At 38.2% G+C, this 17,629-nt stretch carries 16 protein-coding genes and 3 pseudogenes; 14 read left to right on the forward strand and 5 right to left on the reverse strand.

The window, feature by feature from the left end; all coding sequences use genetic code 11:
* Positions 1–11: 11 nt before the first annotated feature.
* A complete protein-coding gene (locus tag ACFINL_RS04925) occupies positions 12–1,088 on the reverse strand; it encodes a polyprenyl synthetase family protein (RefSeq protein WP_375629760.1) in 1,077 nt (358 codons plus the stop codon).
* A 179-nt stretch (positions 1,089–1,267) separates the two neighbouring features.
* Here ACFINL_RS04925 and ACFINL_RS04930 point away from each other — a divergent pair, with 179 nt between their 5' ends.
* The 6 genes and pseudogenes from ACFINL_RS04930 (at position 1,268) to ACFINL_RS04955 (ending at position 5,879) form a co-directional block, all read left to right on the forward strand.
* Positions 1,268–2,056 carry a tRNA1(Val) (adenine(37)-N6)-methyltransferase gene (locus ACFINL_RS04930; protein ID WP_375629758.1) on the forward strand — a complete coding sequence of 263 codons (789 nt, stop codon included), beginning with the start codon at positions 1,268–1,270 and terminating at the stop codon, positions 2,054–2,056.
* Positions 2,057–2,248: 192 nt separating this feature from the next.
* Positions 2,249–3,097, forward strand: a complete 849-nt coding sequence (locus ACFINL_RS04935; protein ID WP_375612095.1) for a S49 family peptidase — start codon at positions 2,249–2,251, stop codon at positions 3,095–3,097.
* A gap of 237 nt (positions 3,098–3,334) precedes the next feature.
* Complete coding sequence (locus tag ACFINL_RS04940; RefSeq protein ID WP_375612096.1) at positions 3,335–4,243, forward strand: 4-(cytidine 5'-diphospho)-2-C-methyl-D-erythritol kinase; 909 nt, start codon at positions 3,335–3,337, stop codon at positions 4,241–4,243.
* Positions 4,244–4,441: 198 nt separating this feature from the next.
* The gene (locus ACFINL_RS04945; protein WP_375650721.1) at positions 4,442–5,101 is read left to right on the forward strand and encodes a ribonuclease HII; all 660 of its coding nucleotides are present in this window, start codon (positions 4,442–4,444) and stop codon (positions 5,099–5,101) included.
* A 180-nt stretch (positions 5,102–5,281) separates the two neighbouring features.
* Positions 5,282–5,562 (forward strand): annotated as a pseudogene (locus tag ACFINL_RS04950) (type II toxin-antitoxin system RelE/ParE family toxin).
* Between the two features lie 17 nt (positions 5,563–5,579).
* Positions 5,580–5,879 (forward strand): HigA family addiction module antitoxin, encoded by a 300-nt coding sequence (locus ACFINL_RS04955; RefSeq protein WP_375650725.1) that lies wholly within the window; start codon positions 5,580–5,582, stop codon positions 5,877–5,879.
* 65 nt (positions 5,880–5,944) lie between these two features.
* Here the strand turns inward: ACFINL_RS04955 and ACFINL_RS04960 are convergent.
* The 3 genes and pseudogenes from ACFINL_RS04960 to ACFINL_RS04970 form a co-directional block, all read right to left on the reverse strand.
* Positions 5,945–6,836 (reverse strand): annotated as a pseudogene (locus ACFINL_RS04960) (tyrosine-type recombinase/integrase); the annotation flags it as partial.
* On the reverse strand, positions 6,788–7,177 hold the full coding sequence (locus ACFINL_RS04965) for a hypothetical protein (protein ID WP_375650729.1): 390 nt from the start codon (positions 7,175–7,177) through the stop codon (positions 6,788–6,790). The pseudogene ACFINL_RS04960 and the gene ACFINL_RS04965, both read right to left, overlap by 49 nt.
* A gap of 103 nt (positions 7,178–7,280) precedes the next feature.
* Positions 7,281–7,727, reverse strand: a pseudogene (locus tag ACFINL_RS04970) (DUF488 family protein).
* A 125-nt stretch (positions 7,728–7,852) separates the two neighbouring features.
* Here ACFINL_RS04970 and ACFINL_RS04975 point away from each other — a divergent pair.
* From ACFINL_RS04975 to ACFINL_RS05010, 8 genes are all read left to right on the forward strand, one after another.
* Complete coding sequence (locus ACFINL_RS04975) at positions 7,853–8,278, forward strand: hypothetical protein (protein WP_375650732.1); 426 nt, start codon at positions 7,853–7,855, stop codon at positions 8,276–8,278.
* A 7-nt stretch (positions 8,279–8,285) separates the two neighbouring features.
* Positions 8,286–8,723 (forward strand): hypothetical protein, encoded by a 438-nt coding sequence (locus ACFINL_RS04980; RefSeq protein WP_375650735.1) that lies wholly within the window; start codon positions 8,286–8,288, stop codon positions 8,721–8,723.
* On the forward strand, positions 8,720–9,190 hold the full coding sequence (locus ACFINL_RS04985) for a hypothetical protein (protein WP_375650738.1): 471 nt from the start codon (positions 8,720–8,722) through the stop codon (positions 9,188–9,190). The genes ACFINL_RS04980 and ACFINL_RS04985 overlap by 4 nt, the downstream gene beginning before the upstream one ends.
* Positions 9,187–9,591, forward strand: a complete 405-nt coding sequence (locus ACFINL_RS04990) for a hypothetical protein (RefSeq protein ID WP_375650741.1) — start codon at positions 9,187–9,189, stop codon at positions 9,589–9,591. Before ACFINL_RS04985 ends, ACFINL_RS04990 begins: the two co-directional genes overlap by 4 nt.
* Before the next feature lie 176 nt (positions 9,592–9,767).
* On the forward strand, positions 9,768–10,127 hold the full coding sequence (locus ACFINL_RS04995) for a hypothetical protein (RefSeq protein WP_273724680.1): 360 nt from the start codon (positions 9,768–9,770) through the stop codon (positions 10,125–10,127).
* 684 nt (positions 10,128–10,811) lie between these two features.
* On the forward strand, positions 10,812–12,638 hold the full coding sequence (locus ACFINL_RS05000) for an outer membrane beta-barrel protein (RefSeq protein ID WP_375612102.1): 1,827 nt from the start codon (positions 10,812–10,814) through the stop codon (positions 12,636–12,638).
* Positions 12,639–12,887: 249 nt separating this feature from the next.
* Positions 12,888–15,803: an isoleucine--tRNA ligase gene (gene ileS, locus ACFINL_RS05005; RefSeq protein WP_375612103.1), complete on the forward strand. Its 2,916-nt coding sequence runs from the start codon at positions 12,888–12,890 to the stop codon at positions 15,801–15,803.
* Between the two features lie 177 nt (positions 15,804–15,980).
* Positions 15,981–16,472, forward strand: coding sequence for a hypothetical protein (locus ACFINL_RS05010; protein WP_375650745.1), 492 nt, complete (start codon positions 15,981–15,983; stop codon positions 16,470–16,472).
* A gap of 647 nt (positions 16,473–17,119) precedes the next feature.
* Here the strand turns inward: ACFINL_RS05010 and ACFINL_RS05015 are convergent.
* The gene (locus tag ACFINL_RS05015) at positions 17,120–17,566 is read right to left on the reverse strand and encodes a nucleoside deaminase (RefSeq protein WP_375613519.1); all 447 of its coding nucleotides are present in this window, start codon (positions 17,564–17,566) and stop codon (positions 17,120–17,122) included.
* Between the last annotated feature and the right edge of the window lie 63 nt (positions 17,567–17,629).

The raw sequence follows: 17,629 nt of genomic DNA on the forward strand, positions 1-17,629 counted from the left end.
TTGCAAAGAATTCAGTTTACGCGCGCAATACAAAATTCAACAGTCTCAACGAGAGCATTATAAGCAAGATTTTCATTCATGGGAACAAGAGCATCAATTGCATATTTTCCATAGATGCGTGCTTGTTCTATTGTATCTGTGATACTATCATACTTTTCCATTAAGTGTTGCGCGTGTGCGAAGGATTCATCATTATTATTGCCATCTTCAAGCGCTTTTTTCCAGAAATCTTTTTCTACCATATTCCCACGCTCATATGCGAGAATAACAGGCATTGTGATTTTTCCTTCTCTAAAATCATCCCCTATATTTTTTCCTAAGTTTTGAGCACTACCGCTATAGTCAAGTGCATCATCAATTAATTGGAAAGCTAAACCTAAGGATGTTCCATATTCACGTAATGAAGAACGCTCTTTATTTCCATAGCCAGCAATAATGGGTCCTACTTCAGCGGCTGCTGAAAAAAGTGCTGCTGTTTTTGCATCGATGATTTTGAGATATTCTGAAGGGCTGGTTTTTATATTTTTTGCGGCAGAAAGTTGCATAACTTCTCCTTCAGCAATAATTGCAGCAGCGTTGGCTAGGACAGAGAGCGCTTCTATGGAACCGACATCGACCATCATTTTAAAGGCCTGGCCCAATAGGAAATCACCAACAAGTACACTTGCTTGATTCCCCCAAATCATCCGTGCTGTAGATTTTCCACGTCGTAAATTACTTTCGTCAATCACATCATCGTGTAGCAATGTTGCTGTATGCATAAATTCAACAGCTGTTGCGAGTTTTATATGCCCGTCACTTTGATAACCGAACATATGAGCAGAAGCGAGCGTAATCATTGGGCGTAATCGCTTTCCACCTGATGAAATAAGATGGTTAGAAATTTCAGGGATCATCTCAACCTCTGATTTTGCCATAGAGAGAATAAATTGATTTACGCAATCCATATCTTTTTGAGTAAGATTGACAAGAGGTTGAAGAGAAATTTGATTATTTCTTATTTGTTTTGGTTTGATAGCTGCACTCAATGTGTTTACTCCTAGAGTATTGCAATGGACATATATAAAATTTACTTTATTCATTAGCATAAAGGGGGTTTGGTTTTGACTCAAGCTTTTGATGTCGTTTAAAAGTGTTAGCTTGGAATGTTATTGGCAAGAAATGTTCTTTAGCGAGTGTAATCTTATTGTTATAAAATAATAAAAAATTTAAAATAGCAGCTGAATGGCAAAAATGCAGTTTATAAAGGTGAGCATTAGGCTTTTAAATGGATAAAGCAGCGAATCAGAGTGGTGAAACAATTGACAGTTTTCACCGCGGGAAATTTTATTTGGTTCAACCCCATAAATATGGTCATCGTTCTGGAATGGATGCGATGTTATTAGCTAGTTTGGTTCCAAGTGATTTAAAGGGCAAGGTTGTTGATTTAGGTGCTGGTGCTGGAGCTGCAGGGTTAGCTGTTGCTTCGCGTTGTCTGAAAGTTCATGTTACCTTAGTTGAACGTTCGGCTTTTATGATATCTTATGCTCAAAAAACGCTTATGCTAAAACAAAATAAACAATTTGCTAGCCGAATTTGTTTGCTAGAAGCAGATGTTACCTTCAAAGGGAATGCCCGTATAAAAGCAGGTTTGATAGATAATAGCTTTGATTTTGCGATTATGAATCCACCTTTTAATAATCCCACTGATCGCAAGACACCTGATCAACAAAAATCTGAAGCACACGTTATGCCTGAAGCGATGTTTGATAATTGGTTGCGGAGTGCAGCAGCGATTGTCAAGCCAGGTGGATACTTAGGGCTCATTGCACGACCACAATCACTAGTAGATATTTTGCGTGCTTTAGAAGGGCGCTTTGGTGGTATTTGCATCGTTCCTGTGCATGCACGTGCAAAGACAGCAGCAATTCGTCTTTTATTTTACGCAAAACGAGGAAGCAGAGCAGCTTTATCTATTTTACCGGCATTGGTTATACATGAAGGTAATGACCATACTTTTTCACCTCGAGTTGATGCAATTAATAATGGATATATAAGCTTGTGGGAACTTTTCTAATAGTATCTTGTGTTTTTTAGTTTATTATTTAAAGTCTACACTTTGTCATTAGGGAGGCTTAGCTTTTGGGTGAAGTTATATTTCTGATTGTAATGTGGGGATTGATTGGCGCTTTTGGATGGTATCACGTTGTTCCTTTTTGTTGTCCTTGCCTATTTAATTGTTCTTAATTTATAAGGAGATTTTGTTTTGATGGATTTTATTAAAAGTTTTATTCCACGCCGTTTTTCTTCCGATAAACTTGAAATTCCTGTGGTGCGCCTTCAAGGAGCAATTATGGATTCATCAGCATCTATATCTCGTACCCTTTCCCTCAGTAGGTGTGCAAATCTTTTAGAGAAGGCTTTCGCACACAAAAAGTCACCGGTTGTTGCACTTATTATTAATTCTCCTGGTGGTTCACCTGTACAATCGCGTTTTATCTTCAAGCGCATTCGTGACTTGGCAGAAGAAAAAAATAAAAAGGTTCTTGTGTTTATTGAAGATATTGCAGCATCTGGTGGTTATATGATTGCTTGTGCAGGGGATGAAATTTTTGCAGATCCTTCTTCAATTGTTGGTTCCATTGGAGTGGTTTCAGCTTCCTTTGGTTTTCCGGAACTTTTGAAGAAAATTGGTATCGAACGGCGTGTATACACAGCAGGAAAGAACAAAGTTACATTAGATCCATTTCAGCCAGAAAAAAAGGCGGATATTGAGCATTTGAAATCTCTCCAACTTGAAGTGCATCAAACTTTTATCGATTTGGTTAAAGAACGGCGTGCTGAAAAATTATCAGATGATTCGAATCTCTTTACAGGAATGTTTTGGAGTGGAAAACAAAGCGTTGGGCTTGGTCTGGTTGATGGATTGAATGATGTACGTTCTGTTATTAAGGAGCGCTTTGGTAATGATGCAAAACTTCGACTTATTATGCCTCCAAAAAGTTTTTTAGGACCTAAAACGCCTTCAGGAGTGACGGCACATACGGTTTATACAGTCGTTGATAGTGCATTGATGGCAGCAGAAGAGCGAGCGCTTTGGCAGCGTTATGGTTTGTGATGGAAAGGATCATTCAAGCCAGAGAGATTTTATCTAAAAACAGATGCTAGAAGGAAAAAGGCTTGCAATGATACGAATGAGAACATGTCGTTTATTTTGTATGAGAACTCTTTATATTTATTGTTTTTTTAGAAAACGATTAAGAATATTCCAAGCTGTTTATAGGGCTCGTGCTAAAAGTATGGGTAAAAGGGGGGAATTTTTAAAAGAACCCTATGTAAGTGAATATTACGTCATATGATATCAAATGTACAAACTTCGTTCCAAAGACATTCCTATTTATTTACACCTATTAAATTGAATTTAGCTTTACATGTTGTGGGGCAACGTGTTGATGGGTATCATTTAATAGAAAGTTTGGTTTATTTTAGTCTTAGTGGTGATTGTCTACATTATGCACCTTGTGAAAATAATCAGTTTGTTTTGACGGGGTCGTTTGCAAAAGGACTTGTTTCTCATTTAGACAATTTGGTTATTCGCGCACGGGACTTTATGCATAAGACTTTTCCGGAATGTGCTCAACCTGCTTTTTTTCGGCTTGTAAAAACATTACCTGTTGCTTCAGGCATTGGTGGCGGCTCAGGTGATGCAGCTGGGGTTATCAGCATGTTGCGTCAACAGTGGAATCTTGATTGCCCTTACGAAGAATTAGCAAAAAAGAGCTTAGTTCTTGGTGCTGATGTTCCCATGTGCCTTTGTGCATTAGAATATCAGCAGCCGCTTTTGGTTAAAGGAATTGGTCAAGAGATGATACGACTAAAAGAAGCTTGTTCATTAGCAATGGTATTGGTTAATCATGGACAAGAGATTTCAACACAAGCTGTTTTTAAAGCGTTAGAGAAGCGTCATAATCCTTCTTTAAAAATTAATACAAACGCTTTAAAAAGTGTTGATTCATTGGTTGAAGCTTTACAAGAAACGCGTAATGATCTTTTTTCTCCTGCATTAAAAATAGCACCTCAGTTAGCTGAAGTGTTATCTATATTAGATGAATGTGGGGCTCTTTTTTCCCGTATGTCTGGAACGGGAGCAACTTGCTTTGGCATTTTTAAAAATAAACAAACGGCGCAACAAGCAGCTCTTTTTATCAAATCAATGCACCCAAATTGGTTTGTAAAACCTATCATGACTTTAGGAAATATTTGATAAATAAATATAAAAGCTTTTATTTCATCATGATTTTATTATACATAATGAAAGAGGGTAACCAAAGAAATGTGTTTTTTATTTTTTGTGTAAGAATTCGCAGAATGTTTGAAGAGCTATTTAAAACTGTAATGCTTGCAAAAAATAAGCAGGTTACAGAAATAAGTGTATATTTGTTGTATTTGTGATTTATCAAAGATGTTTAATTTGCCGCTTCAGCCAAATTTCTTGTGTGAATTGAATTTGCAGAAACAGGGGTTTTTTCATATAGCTGGTGTTGATGAAGTAGGACGAGGACCTCTCGCTGGACCGGTGGTAACGGCAGCAGTTATCTTGGATAAAGATCGTATTCCTAATGGGTTAAATGATTCAAAAAAACTTTCTTTTCTTCAACGAAGTAGACTTTATCATGAAATTTTGCAAAGTGCATTAGCGGTTTCAGTTGCTAGTGTTTGCGCTCGTGCAATTGATCAATCTAATATTAGACAAGCAACTTTAGAAGCAATGCGTCGCTGTATTAAAGGATTAGCTGTTTCAGCCCACTATGTACTTGTTGATGGACGTGATATTCCCTCTGGATTGTTTTGTCCTGCAATTGCGTTGATTAAGGGCGATCAGCGTTCGGTTTCAATTGCAGCCGCATCTATTATTGCGAAGGTAACGCGTGACCGGATGATGAAATGTGCAGGACAAGTTTATAAAGGCTATGGTTTAGAGAAGCATGTAGGATATGCAACGTTAGTTCATCGTACGGCTCTTAATAAATATGGTCCAATCGTAAGATTACATCGTTATAGTTTTGCACCACTAAAAGAGTGTAAAAAGGCAATTAAAATCAATAATTTATTACAAGAGTAAGGGATTTTATAATCATTGATTCTGTTATGTTTTTTTGGGTGTCTATCCCTAACCTTTTTGAAGCTTTTTTATCACTTATTCCCATCCATTTTTTCCAGATATAGAATTAGATATTTCTAACATGGGCTTGACTCTTATTGTTATTAACCGTATAGCAACGATATACGATAAGGGGCGGTAATGGCAATTGTTAGTTTTAAATATAAGGGCTTAAAATTATTTTATACAACAGGTTCCACAAAAGCTATTTGATCAGATCACTTAAAAAATTACGCGTTATCTTAACGGCTTTAACAAGTGCTACTACGCCTGAAATGTTGAGAGCGCCTGCCTTTAAAATCCACCCTCTTAAAGGTGCCCTTACAGGGTACTATTATATATGGATGAATGGAAATTGGCGTGTTACTTTTCGCTTTATAGGAACAGATGTGGAGCTTGTTGATTATCAAGATTACCATTGATGAGAGGAATGAAAAAAATGACGCATAACTCCGCACATCCCGGTGAAGTTCTGAAAGTAGCTTTCTTAGAAGAAATGGGGATAACAATACAAAAATTAGCTGATCATCTCCATATGACAAGAGCTTCTTTATCAAGAGTGATTAACGGACATGCTTCTATAAGTACCGAGCTTGCTATTAAATTAGAATTAGCTGGTTTTAGTAAAGCAAAATTTTGGTTGGATATGCAAACAAACTATAATTTATGGCAAACAAAGCAACAGGCACAACCACCTATTTCTCTGCTTGTTTCTGATACACCTCAAACGCCGCTTTGATTTCGTTAATAATTTTGATGGTGCTTTGGTTTGTTTTTTAGCTGCCGCCCATTGCTCTAGCTTTTTTATAGCTTTTTGATTGCTTCTATTGCAAGTCGTTTTCTATCGGCTGTTTTGGTATAAAGAGATGCCATTTTATCTTCGGTCCAGCCAAAAAGCGCTTTCATTTGTGAAACCGTAGCACCAGCATTGGCTGCACGTGTTGCTGCTAATTTTCGCAATCCGTGCGCTGATTTTTTAATACCCGCCGCATTACATGCTTCACGAAAGAGGTTGCCAAAACTTTCTTTGACAAGCTTATTTCCACCTTTACCACAAATGAATGTTTCATTACCTATGGGACCAATTTTAAGGGTTTCCTCTAGTTCTGGTAAAATAGGAAGAAAAACATCTGTTTTAAATTGGCTCTTTTCTGTTTTGAGATAAATGATATTATCTTTGACGTCTTTCCAGCTGATACGAACGGTGTCATCACGGCGCGCGCGCAAGCCTGTGAAAGAAGAACATCAATCCAGACGCGTTCATGTGTACCGTGTGACCAATGGTGATAATATTTGTCTATGTCCTCTTCTAGCCATGGCAGCAATCCCCCACTGTTTAAAGATTTTGGTGCTTTTATATTAAAGGCAGGATTTCTATTTAAAAGGGCATTATCAACCGCCCAATTAAAGAGATTGTTTAAAGAGGTCAAAAAATATTTTGCCGCTGCGAGAGTAGCTCGCCTTCTGTCTACGGCGTCAAGGATGTGGTGTTTTTCTATGCTTTTATGTGCACGATCACCGATATGTTTAGAAACATTGTTCAGAATTCTATACTTAATTTTTTAGTAGTTTCTAATTGATTATGCCATTGCATGCTTTGTAAATACTGATGCAATAACCAATCGAAAGAGCCTTTTGTAAGTCTGTTTATTTTCTTGGAGATGACATTTTGCGCTTGTTTAATAGCCAGCGTATATTTGCTCTGATGGAAATCAATGGACTGTCATAAATTTTAGCTTTTCCACTAATAAATGTACCACCGAAAACTTGTGCATTGGCAAAAACACGAGCGTTTCCGTAAACATGTGCATCCCCAAAAACTTTGGCATAACCATAGACTTTTGCATCATCACTTATCCAGCAATTGCCATCATGACCTAGATTGTCTTCTTTTTGTATAAAAGCGCCAAGATCACCTGCCTTTACATCTCCAAAGTCTCTCAAAGCAAGGATGCAGTAAAGTGTAATGTATCCACCAACCTCAATTGTTTCATCAGTCAGTTCATATTTCTTTTCCTTGATTTGCGCAGAATTCACCCGTAGCGTGAATCATGCATCACTTAAAAGTTATTAGGAATGGGTAGGGGGCTGGGAGGCATATGGGCACTCCCATTTTTTAAAAATATGCAAATTTATTTTTTTAGATGTGCTTAATTTCATATTTCCAATCAGGCAATGGAATGAGAGCTAATGCGAGTTGTCCTCTATGACACATGCATACATTAGCTTCAAAACAGGCGATTGCAACGCGCTTTTTGTTTAAAAAAATTTGATATAATTTGTTTATTGCACAAGAATTATCCTTGAGAGTTGTATTTTGATAATCTTCAAAAAGGCGATCATAATCTTTTGTGTTTTCAAATTTCTTCGTTTTTCAGAGGCAATTCCAAGTTCAGGCATATGCCATATATTCAATATCAATGTTGTTTACAACTTTCTCTAATTGTCTTTTTGAAAATCCGTATTTTCTGCTTATTGGATTTTTACGAATATCATACAAAAGTTTAATATTATTTTTGATAAGTTGATTGAAATAGTCCTCAAAGGATTTTCTTTCATAGCCAATGGTAAAAAACAAAGCTCTCATCTTTAGCAGGCTGTATGATGATATGTTTGATGTTACACACGTTTAATTTCCTTAGTAAATAGGTGGGGGCTCTATGAGCGCCTCTTTCCAAAAGGGATAAATCCTCTAGCGATTATCATAGTGTTGTGGAGCAATCAGGTATCAAAGCGGGTGATGGCGGCTTTAATATCATTGTTAAAGACAAAACGACCCTAACCGGAGGCATCATTGCCAGCACCGCGCCGGCAGATAAAAACAGCCTGACTACAGGAAGCATTAGCACCAGTGATATCAGCAACAGTGCCCATGCTAAAGCCAGCAGCCATGGGTTTAGCATTTCTGGGAATGACACGATAAAGAACATTGCCAAGAATGTTTTAAATCACGGCAAAGCCAAGGATGCAGTAGAAGGGGAAACCAAATCTGCTATCAGTGATGGGACTATCATCCTTACTGATACAACTGGACAGAGGGCGATGGGGCAAGATGCTGGACAAATCATTGGCTCTCTCAACCGCAACACCGCAGCAGCACACCAAGCAGTAGTGACAGCTAGATGTCGCACCGCTTGAGGGGGTAGTGCATAATCGCGTAGATATGATCAATAATTTATCGGATGAAGGATTGGGATACTGGGACAAAATACGCGAATTCGCATATCTCAAAGAGCATCCTGAGGGTGAGGTTGCGCATGATGAAAATGGCAATGTCCTCTATTTAACCGATGAAAATGGAAAACCTATAAAAGGCAGCTATGGAAGAAAAATACCTCTGTATCACTATTTAACACCAGAAGAAGAAAAACATTTACAAAAAGGTTCTGATGGCAAGGTTCATATGTTTTACAATGGTATTTTTACCTCACCAGATGATGCTGCGCGTTATACTGTCCAGTTTGCTGACAATGATCATGGTCCCCTTTATTTTACATACTTCCCAGAAGCTGAAGACTGGGAAGTGGAAGTAGGGATAGCGATTTTTCAGAAGTTTCTGGAAGGTAGATTTTTTTTGGATTGACCAATTCAACCAAGAAATTCCAGGATATAATGTATCTTTATGGCAATACAGGATGGCATGATGATGCCCATAGTCGTGGTACCATAACAGCAGGAAATGGATCATATAATTTAGTAAAGCATGGTGTTCTCGGTATAGCAAAGGAAACAACGGTTAATTTCTTTGGTCCAGCTTATAATACTCAAGACATGGCTGATACGTTATATATCTTAAAGGATGGCAAGCAAACCACTGTCGGCTTGGAAAACCATGCAGATGATTTTGTTGGTGTAGTATTTGGTGGAAATTCCGCTACTTTTTACCAAAGACCCTTTGGTAGTAACGCAGTTAAAGAGGCAAAGAAAGTACTATTTAGTTATCCCAGCCCTCATGTTTGTTATGCAAATGTGGATCGAGCATGTAGACATGATTATGGTTCATCTCACCGTATACAAATTGATTCAATTAATTCATGGAGCAAAAAATGAAACAAACCTTAAAATTATTAAGTGTGATAACTCTATTGAGTATAGCTGGGTGCCAGTTTAATAAAACTCCCATATCTTCTATAGGGGCATGGGAGAAGCCAGGAGCAGATTTTACGGAGATAGGAAAAGCCTTGTTAGAATGCGGTATGCCAACCCCTTATGATAAGGATCCAGAAAGTAGAAAGCTCAGTAATAATGCAAATGCAACCATTGATGCTTGCATGCTCCAAGCGGGATTTCGCTATAAATATGATGTGGGGGGAGGCTGGTGTGGAAATCATAAAGCTGAAAACTTGCCCATTTGTCGTCCAGGCGCTGTTGTTCCACAGCGCAGTGTCAAGAAGCGCTTAAACAGCCCTTATTGTAAAAAATATAAAAATGCACCTGAATGCAAACCTTAAGTCTTTCTTGTGATGATTAACAATCCGCCATCCTTGCCTTTGCTTGGAATGGTGGGATTGTTTTCTCAACCAATCATCTCAATATTGTTCACCGTTGTTTTAAGCAGCGATGACAGAAAATATCAACAAGCTTATGAGCTGTTTATTGTAAATAAATCCATTGAAAGAGGGGAATAATGAAGAAAATCTTAAAACTATTGAGTTGTATAGCTCTGTTAAGTATCACTGGATGTGTTAACTCAATTCCCTCACTTTCTCCAGCATTATGGAGAAATAAAATACTTTTAGAATGTGGAGTACCGGACCTTAATAAGGTTGTGGCGCTAGATTTGAATCAATTTGCCAGTATTGAAATGTGTATGGCGCAATCAGGTTTTCGCCCTAGCTTTACAATACAAGATTGGTGTGAGAACCATAAATCAGACAACCTTCCCATATGTCGTCCTGGTGCTGTCATGCCTCAGCGAAGTGTTGAGAGACGCTTAAATAGCCCTTATTGTAAAAAGCATTCAGAACAACTTGAATGCCAGCCTTAAGTCTTGCTTCAGCAGAGAAAGCCTTGTCCGTCCTTACGAAAATTTCGCTTGTAACGTGCAAGCAAGTGATTTTAATTAATACAACATGGAACAGATTTTAAATGATAGAATCCTACAGAATTAGTTTTTTCATTCAACATGAAAACAATAAGTTATCTTTATAAATCAATGTGATGTGGCAGGATGAAGATGTTTATGCAAAGAATCTAAAAGTTTTTTTGCGAGTGTTTGAATAATTTCTTTGTTTTTCTGAATTTTAGATACAAAATACTATTGCTAAAGTACTAAAAGTAGATCATGCTGGTAAATAGATGAAACTTTGATGGCGCTTGGTTTTAAAAAAGGCAATATTTGATTTCACTGTTTGCGCTGGTATTGATTTTGCAATAACAGATAATAGTTTATTGTATGCAGAATACTGTTATTTAGATTTTGGTAAAAGAAATTTATAAAGAATATTATCATTAACAGTTATGCGAAACTTTAATGAAAATGAATCCAACTTTAATACACATAATTTTAGTGTGATTTAGTTTACAAATTCTTATTGAATGCAAAATTAAAAGTTTAAGAAGCCTTATTTGCAAAAATTCTTTATTTTTTTGTGAGTGTGTCATTTTTGCTACAGATCTTTCAGAAAAGATGCTCTATATGAATTTCATTTTGGATATTTGGAGAGATTTTATGAATACAAAACGTTTAATAACAGCGTCTATTTTTTCTTTAATTTCAGCGTCTACAGCACTAGCTGCTGATGTTATGATTCCTCATCAGCCAGCATCATCGACTGCTTCTACCATTGTTGCACCTACTTTTTCATGGACAGGTCTTTATTTAGGTGTCCAAGCTGGTGGTTTTTCAAGCAAAGCTGATATGGCTCTTGTTGGTCAAGAAAAGAGTTTACCACTGGATAAAGAGTTCTCTCCTAAACTTTCAGGGTTTGCAGGTGGTTTTTATGCAGGTTCTAATATTGATCTCGGTGACAACTTTATTTTTGGCATCGATACGGATTTAATGGTATCTGGAAAAAAACACACAAAGACCATTACCATAGGAGCGGCTGATAACACTACAGTAGAAAATGCAGTCGTAAGATCCCGCAGATCCGCAAAACCACAAATATCTCCAACCTCACAAGCAACAGAAGGAGTACAAACGCAAAAAGACACCTCAAGAGCACCTGCAGGTACAGGAACTACAACAGTAGGGACTCCAACAGCAGGATCCACGTCAGAACAATCTGTTGCAGCGCAATCCAGTCAAGCACTAACTAGATCAGTAAATACAGTTCAACAACCACAAACAGGAGCAACACAATCAAATAAAGCAGCAACAACTAGAAGTTCTGGCAATGTCAATTCAACAGCAGAAAAAACAGTGGTAGTGGGAAGGGAAAATTCAGGAGTTTCAACACCACCATTAAAAACGCCATCTGCATCGCCAATACCACAATCAGCATCCTCTAGACAGACGGTGAGTTCAGTGCAATCGCCATCGTCCTCATTGGAAAGATCAGGTACAGGACCGACATTGGTAAGCAGGGTAAATGGATTAAAATCACCTGCACCTAAATCAATATCCTCTACCACAGGAGCAAGCTCACCAGAGCAGTCAACGCTCCTATTGGCAAGATCAGACACAGGAGATCAACCATCAGTAGGAGGAACAAATGGAGTAACTGCGTCTGCAAAATCTGCAGAAACATCATCTGTATCAGCAGGGGCTGTACAAGTGCAAGCTAATCCAATAAAATCGGTTGCTGTAAAACCCGCGCCCTCTATCTCATCAACGGGAACAGAATCAAGTCAGCCAGCAGCAAAAGCACCTGCATCGGAACAATCATCATTAAAAGAAAGAACAGTACCGAGCGGAGGGACATTTGTCCTCGCGAGATCAGGATCATCTTCTGAAACAGCAAAAGCTTCCAATGGAACAAGCGGAGCCCAATACGGAGGTCATCATGGCACCCATGGTAGCGGAAATGCTAATCCACATGCTTCTCGTTCTCATGGTGGACAGAATATGGCTGGACACGGTGCACAAAGTACACAAGCGGTGGATAAGAACGCTTCCAGTGTATATGGTATAGAACAAATAAAAAAGATGGCTTCTGAACTTGGTCTTGATCAAGAGGATGCAGTTGAAACTTTAAGTCATACTTTCAAACAAAATTGGGGTGGTGCTACACGGGTACGTATTGGTTTTGCTGCTGATCGCTTTATGCCTTATCTTGCTGGTGGTATTGCTTATGGGCAATTCCAAGACACTGTATCAATATCTGTTAAGGATGAGGATGGAAGAGTCGTTTCTTCTAAGAACTTAGCTGATGAAACAAAAACCATGATTGGTTACACACTTGGTGGTGGCGTTGATTTCTCGCTTCTAGATAATGTGATTGTACGTGCAGAATATCGTTACTCTGATTTTGGTAAAAAGAAATTTGCAAAGGAAAAACTTGAAGTTAACTACAAAACCAATGATTTCCGTGTTGGTGTAGCTTATAAATTCTAATTTTTTAAAGAGTAAATTTCTAAGAGGCTCCACTGTCAGTGGAGCCTTTATTTTTTTTTAAGATCACTTTTTGGTTTCTTTTCTTGTGAATTTCATGATAAAGCCCATAGAGTGTGATGATATATTTTCCTGATCGCTGCTTAATACGAATGATAAGCTCGGCTTTCCCTATAGATAAAAACCAGAGTTGCAGGGTTCAGGGAAGTTATGCAAAAATGAAATCGTAAAAGTGGACAGGGATATTTCACAATGGCTGTGAAAAATGAAACAATAGATTATTCAAAAACTCTTTATCTCCCACAGACAAATTTTCCTATGCGTGCAGGGCTTCCGCAAAAAGAGCTTGAATTGATGGCGCGTTGGGAAAATATGGGGCTTTATGCGCAATTGCGTCAACAAGCAAAAGATCGTCCATTTTATATTCTTCATGATGGTCCGCCTTATGCAAATGGTCATATTCATATCGGGCATGCTTTAAATAAAGTTCTAAAGGATGTGGTTGTTCGTTCATTCCAAATGCGCGGTTTTAATGCAAATTATGTACCTGGTTGGGATTGCCATGGGCTTCCAATTGAATGGAAAATTGAAGAAAAATATCGAGCACAAGGAAAAAATAAGGATGAGGTACCTCTTAACGAGTTTCGTCAAGAATGCCGTGAATTTGCACAGCATTGGGTAACTATTCAAAGTGAAGAATTTAAACGCCTTGGTGTTGTGGGAGATTTTAATACGCCTTATACTACAATGGCTTTTCATGCAGAAGCACGCATTGCCAGTGAATTGATAAAATTTGCTATGTCAGATCAGATTTATCGTGGTTCCAAGCCAGTGATGTGGTCTGTTGTGGAACGTACGGCTTTGGCAGAGGCTGAGATTGAATATCATGATCATGAATCAGAGGTGCTTTGGGTTAAGTTTCCTGTTTTTGAAGCAAATTCTGATGATTTATATGGTGCTCATGTCGTCATTTGGACAACAACACCGTGGACGATTCCAAGCAATCGTGCAGTGAGTTATTCTTCGCAAATTTCTTATAGTATTTACGAAGTTGAAAGTGCTGAAAATGATTTTGGTCCTCAAGTGGGAGAAAAGCTTCTCTTTGCAGACGCTTTAGCGATGAGTTGTGGAGAAAAAGCCAAACTTGTTTTGAAGCATTTGCGTGTTATTTCTTCTGAAGAGTTGAAAGCTCTTGTTCTTTCTCATCCACTCAAAGGTTTAGCTGGAGGGTATAATTATAAAATTCCATTGCTTGATGGTTCGCACGTAACAGAGAGTGCTGGTACAGGTTTTGTCCATACAGCACCAAGCCATGGGCGTGAGGACTTTGAAATTTGGAATGATTATAAGTCCTTACTGGAGCAAGCGGGGATTGATTCATCTATACCGTTTCCTGTTGATGATGCAGGGTTCTATACGAAAGATGTTCCAGGTTTAGGACCAGATCGTGAAGGAGGACCTGCACGTGTTATTGATGATAATGGAAAAATGGGTGATGCCAATAAAGAGGTCATTAATGCTTTAATTAAAGCAGATCGATTGTTTGCACGGGGGCGTTTAAAGCATTCCTATCCCCATAGTTGGCGTTCAAAAAAACCCGTTATTTTTCGCAATACACCGCAATGGTTTATTTCAATGGATAAAGATTTTGGGGATGGTTCAACTTTACGTAGTCGGGCTTTGGAAGCTGTTTCAAAAACGCGTTTTGTGCCATCTTCTGGACAAAACCGCCTAGCTTCTATGATAGAAGATCGTCCTGATTGGGTTCTTTCTCGTCAGCGTTCTTGGGGTGTTCCTATTTGTATTTTTGCAAATGAGGATGGTGTTATTCTAAAAGATGAAGGTGTGAACGAGCGTATTTTACGGGCTTTTGAAGCAGAAGGGGCAGATGCATGGTTTGCTGAAGGAGCACGTGAACGTTTTTTAGGTGAGCGTGCACATGAGCCTTGGGTACAGGTTTATGATATTTTGGATGTTTGGTTTGATTCTGGAGCCAGCCATAGCTTTGTGTTAGAAGATCGGGCTGATTTGAAATGGCCTGCTGATGTTTATTTTGAAGGTTCAGATCAACATCGCGGATGGTTCCAATCTTCTCTTTTGGAAAGCTGTGGTACGCGTGCTTGTTCTCCCTATAAGTCCGTGATCACACACGGTTTTACTTTGGATGAGAATGGTAAGAAAATGTCTAAATCTTTAGGCAATACGGTTGTTCCGCAAGAGATCATTAAAACATCTGGAGCTGATATTTTTCGTCTCTGGGTTATGACAACCGATTATTGGGAAGATCAGCGTTTAGGCAAAAAAATACTTCAAACAAATGTGGATTCATATCGTAAACTACGCAATGCAATTCGTTGGATGCTAGGAACTTTAGCACATGATGATGGAGAAGAAATATCTTATGGTGCACTGCCGGATCTTGAAAAATTTATATTGCATAGGCTTTTTGAACTTGATCAGTTGATTAATCGCGCTTACGATGAATTTGATTTTAAAAAGATTATGCGTGCATTATTGGATTTTTCAATCATTGAGTTATCGGCATTTTATTTTGATATCCGCAAGGATTCTCTTTATTGTGATGCACCTTCATCAAAAAAACGCAAGGCTTCCTTGCAGGTTGTCCGTGAGATTTTTGAGCATATGGTCACATGGCTTGCTCCAATGTTACCTTTTACTATGGAAGAAGCTTGGTTAGAGCGTTATCCAGGAAGCCAATCGGTGCATTTGGAACAATTTCGCTCTGTACCAGAAGAATGGCAAAACCAATCTTTGGCTGAGCGTTGGAAAAAAATTCGGCAGGTCCGTAAAGTTGTGACAGGTGCTTTAGAGCTTGAACGTGCTAATAAGCGTATTGGATCCTCTTTGGAAGCTGCGCCTATTGTTTTTATTTCCAATCTGGTTTTACGAGAGGCATTAGAAAATGTGGATATGGCGGAGATCTGTATTACCAGTGCGCTCACAATTACGCAGGACACGATACCTTCTGATGCTTTTACTTTGAATGATGTTGAAGGTGTTGGTGTATATCCAGAGAAGGCATTAGGAAAAAAATGTGCTCGATCATGGCGTTATACACAAGATGTTGGAAGTGATCCAGCTTATCCGGATGTATCTGCTCGTGATGCAGCTGCTTTGCGGGAACTACAGATTCTTGGTAAGATTTAAAATTTTAAATCAAAGGAAAGAAATGCAAGTATATTTCTCATATTGATGAATATAGTTTTTTGTGGTACAAAGTAAATTCCGTTATTTTGTCTGCAGGGGGGAAATTTGTGTATGGACCGTTCTCTCATAAATAACGGGAATATTAATCAGCCATATACTTAGGAAATGGAATAGGCAGTGAGAAAACGTGAAATAAAAATATTTCCAATAGGAATTTTAGGGATGTGCTTTGTTTTAACGGGATGCAATTTATCCGCTCCTACCTATGGTACCAATAAACCGGTTTCGATACAGTTTTTTGAAGATGTTGCTAATATTACTTCATTAACACCAACAAATAATAGCAGCCAGATTGCTATGAAACCTCATCCAAAACTTGTAATACCAAGCCCTAGTTCACGCAGATTTTTGCCGGTACCACAACAAGATAGATCTGTCAATGAAATGGCAGCATCGAAGCAGCATCAAGGAAATACTCCTTTTCCTCACAAAGGATCGTCAGTTAATGGCGTTGGTTCAGAAAATCCTTCACAGTTGAATGCGAAGCAACGACAGGAATATTTACGTCGTCAGAGAGCACAAGTTGGAAGTTCAAAATACCGTCGCTATCTCACTGAACCACCTTTAAGTTATCGCCAACCGGCAAAAACCGCACCTATTGGTCGATAGGGGAAAGACAAAATATTTAAAGTAAAGTATTTTTCCAATTACTTATGATACCAAGCTCTCATTCGCGCGCAGTTATAATGCTGCTGTAGGAGGGGGTATTCTCATGAAATAGCAATATGACAACAGCATCGAGAGACTCCTTATGCGTTTCCTTAACACGAAACATTTCTCAAGCTCATTTTACAACATTGCTCATGTGGCTAGTATAACGTAAAATCTATTGTGCTCCAATACTTTATGCTTAGGAAGGAGAAAGTGGATACCATCATTTTATTTTACAGACTCCAATGTTGCGATAATTCTTGCATTTGAGAGCTTTCATAAGAGACATTTTTAGTCTTTTCTAAAACGTTCTTTATCCAGACGATAATTCCGCTTATGATGTGCAAGAAAGTGATTTTTACTGTTTCAATGTAATTTGAAATGAGAGCATATCTACGATATTTTGGACTTTATATTTTATATACAAAATAATGAATTATTCTTTTGAATGAATGTATCATCTAATAGAAACAATATGCAGAATTAAAAGAGAGAAAAAATGCTTCGAAATAGCTTTTGCTATATATATATCAGAAGAATTAACAGTCTTTTTTGAGAAGTAGGATAGTTTTTAAAGAGTGAAAGTTATGGAAGAAGAATTATTTTTAGTATCGCTTTTGTATAAAAAAGTCTTTAAGTAATTGAGCAGCTTCTTTTTCCTTGAAACCAGAATAAATTTCAGGTTTGTGATGGCAGGTTGGTTGCTGATAAAAACGTGGGCCATTTTCTATAGCACCTCCTTTGGGATCATTTGTTGCATAATAGAGACGTCGTATGCGTGCAAATGAAATGGCAGCGGCACACATAGCACAAGGTTCAAGTGTTACATAAAGATCGCAATCAGGAAGCCTTTCGCTTTGCAATGTTTCGCAAGCCATACGGATTGCGCGTATTTCTGCGTGTCCTGTAGGGTCATATGCAGATTTTATAAAGTTACCAGCGCGTGCAATGATAGCTTTTCCACGTGTAATGATAGCACCTACGGGAACTTCATCTTTTTTTGCAGCCTCTTGCGCTTCTAAAAGGGCTATTTCCATGGGCGTCAAGGTCATAATATTCTTTCTACTGAAGGTATAGAAAATCTAAAGGTTATCTCGATAAGGAATGCTATGGAA

This window comes from Bartonella sp. AA78NXGY, from assembly GCF_042197005.1.
In the GTDB taxonomy this organism is placed as follows: Bacteria; Pseudomonadota; Alphaproteobacteria; order Rhizobiales; family Rhizobiaceae; genus Bartonella.

Bases quoted from the DNA above. Each gene is read 5' to 3' on its own strand.
- ACFINL_RS04925 (WP_375629760.1), bottom strand. From the start codon at position 1,088: ATGCTAATGAATAAAGTAAATTTTATATATGTCCATTGCAATACTCTA.
- ACFINL_RS04930 (WP_375629758.1), top strand. From the start codon at position 1,268: ATGGATAAAGCAGCGAATCAGAGTGGTGAAACAATTGACAGTTTTCAC.
- ACFINL_RS04935 (WP_375612095.1), top strand. From the start codon at position 2,249: ATGGATTTTATTAAAAGTTTTATTCCACGCCGTTTTTCTTCCGATAAA.
- ACFINL_RS04940 (WP_375612096.1), top strand. From the start codon at position 3,335: ATGATATCAAATGTACAAACTTCGTTCCAAAGACATTCCTATTTATTT.
- ACFINL_RS04945 (WP_375650721.1), top strand. From the start codon at position 4,442: ATGTTTAATTTGCCGCTTCAGCCAAATTTCTTGTGTGAATTGAATTTG.
- ACFINL_RS04955 (WP_375650725.1), top strand. From the start codon at position 5,580: ATGACGCATAACTCCGCACATCCCGGTGAAGTTCTGAAAGTAGCTTTC.
- ACFINL_RS04990 (WP_375650741.1), top strand. From the start codon at position 9,187: ATGAAACAAACCTTAAAATTATTAAGTGTGATAACTCTATTGAGTATA.
- ACFINL_RS04995 (WP_273724680.1), top strand. From the start codon at position 9,768: ATGAAGAAAATCTTAAAACTATTGAGTTGTATAGCTCTGTTAAGTATC.
- ACFINL_RS05000 (WP_375612102.1), top strand. From the start codon at position 10,812: ATGAATACAAAACGTTTAATAACAGCGTCTATTTTTTCTTTAATTTCA.
- ileS (WP_375612103.1), top strand. From the start codon at position 12,888: ATGGCTGTGAAAAATGAAACAATAGATTATTCAAAAACTCTTTATCTC.
- ACFINL_RS05015 (WP_375613519.1), bottom strand. From the start codon at position 17,566: ATGACCTTGACGCCCATGGAAATAGCCCTTTTAGAAGCGCAAGAGGCT.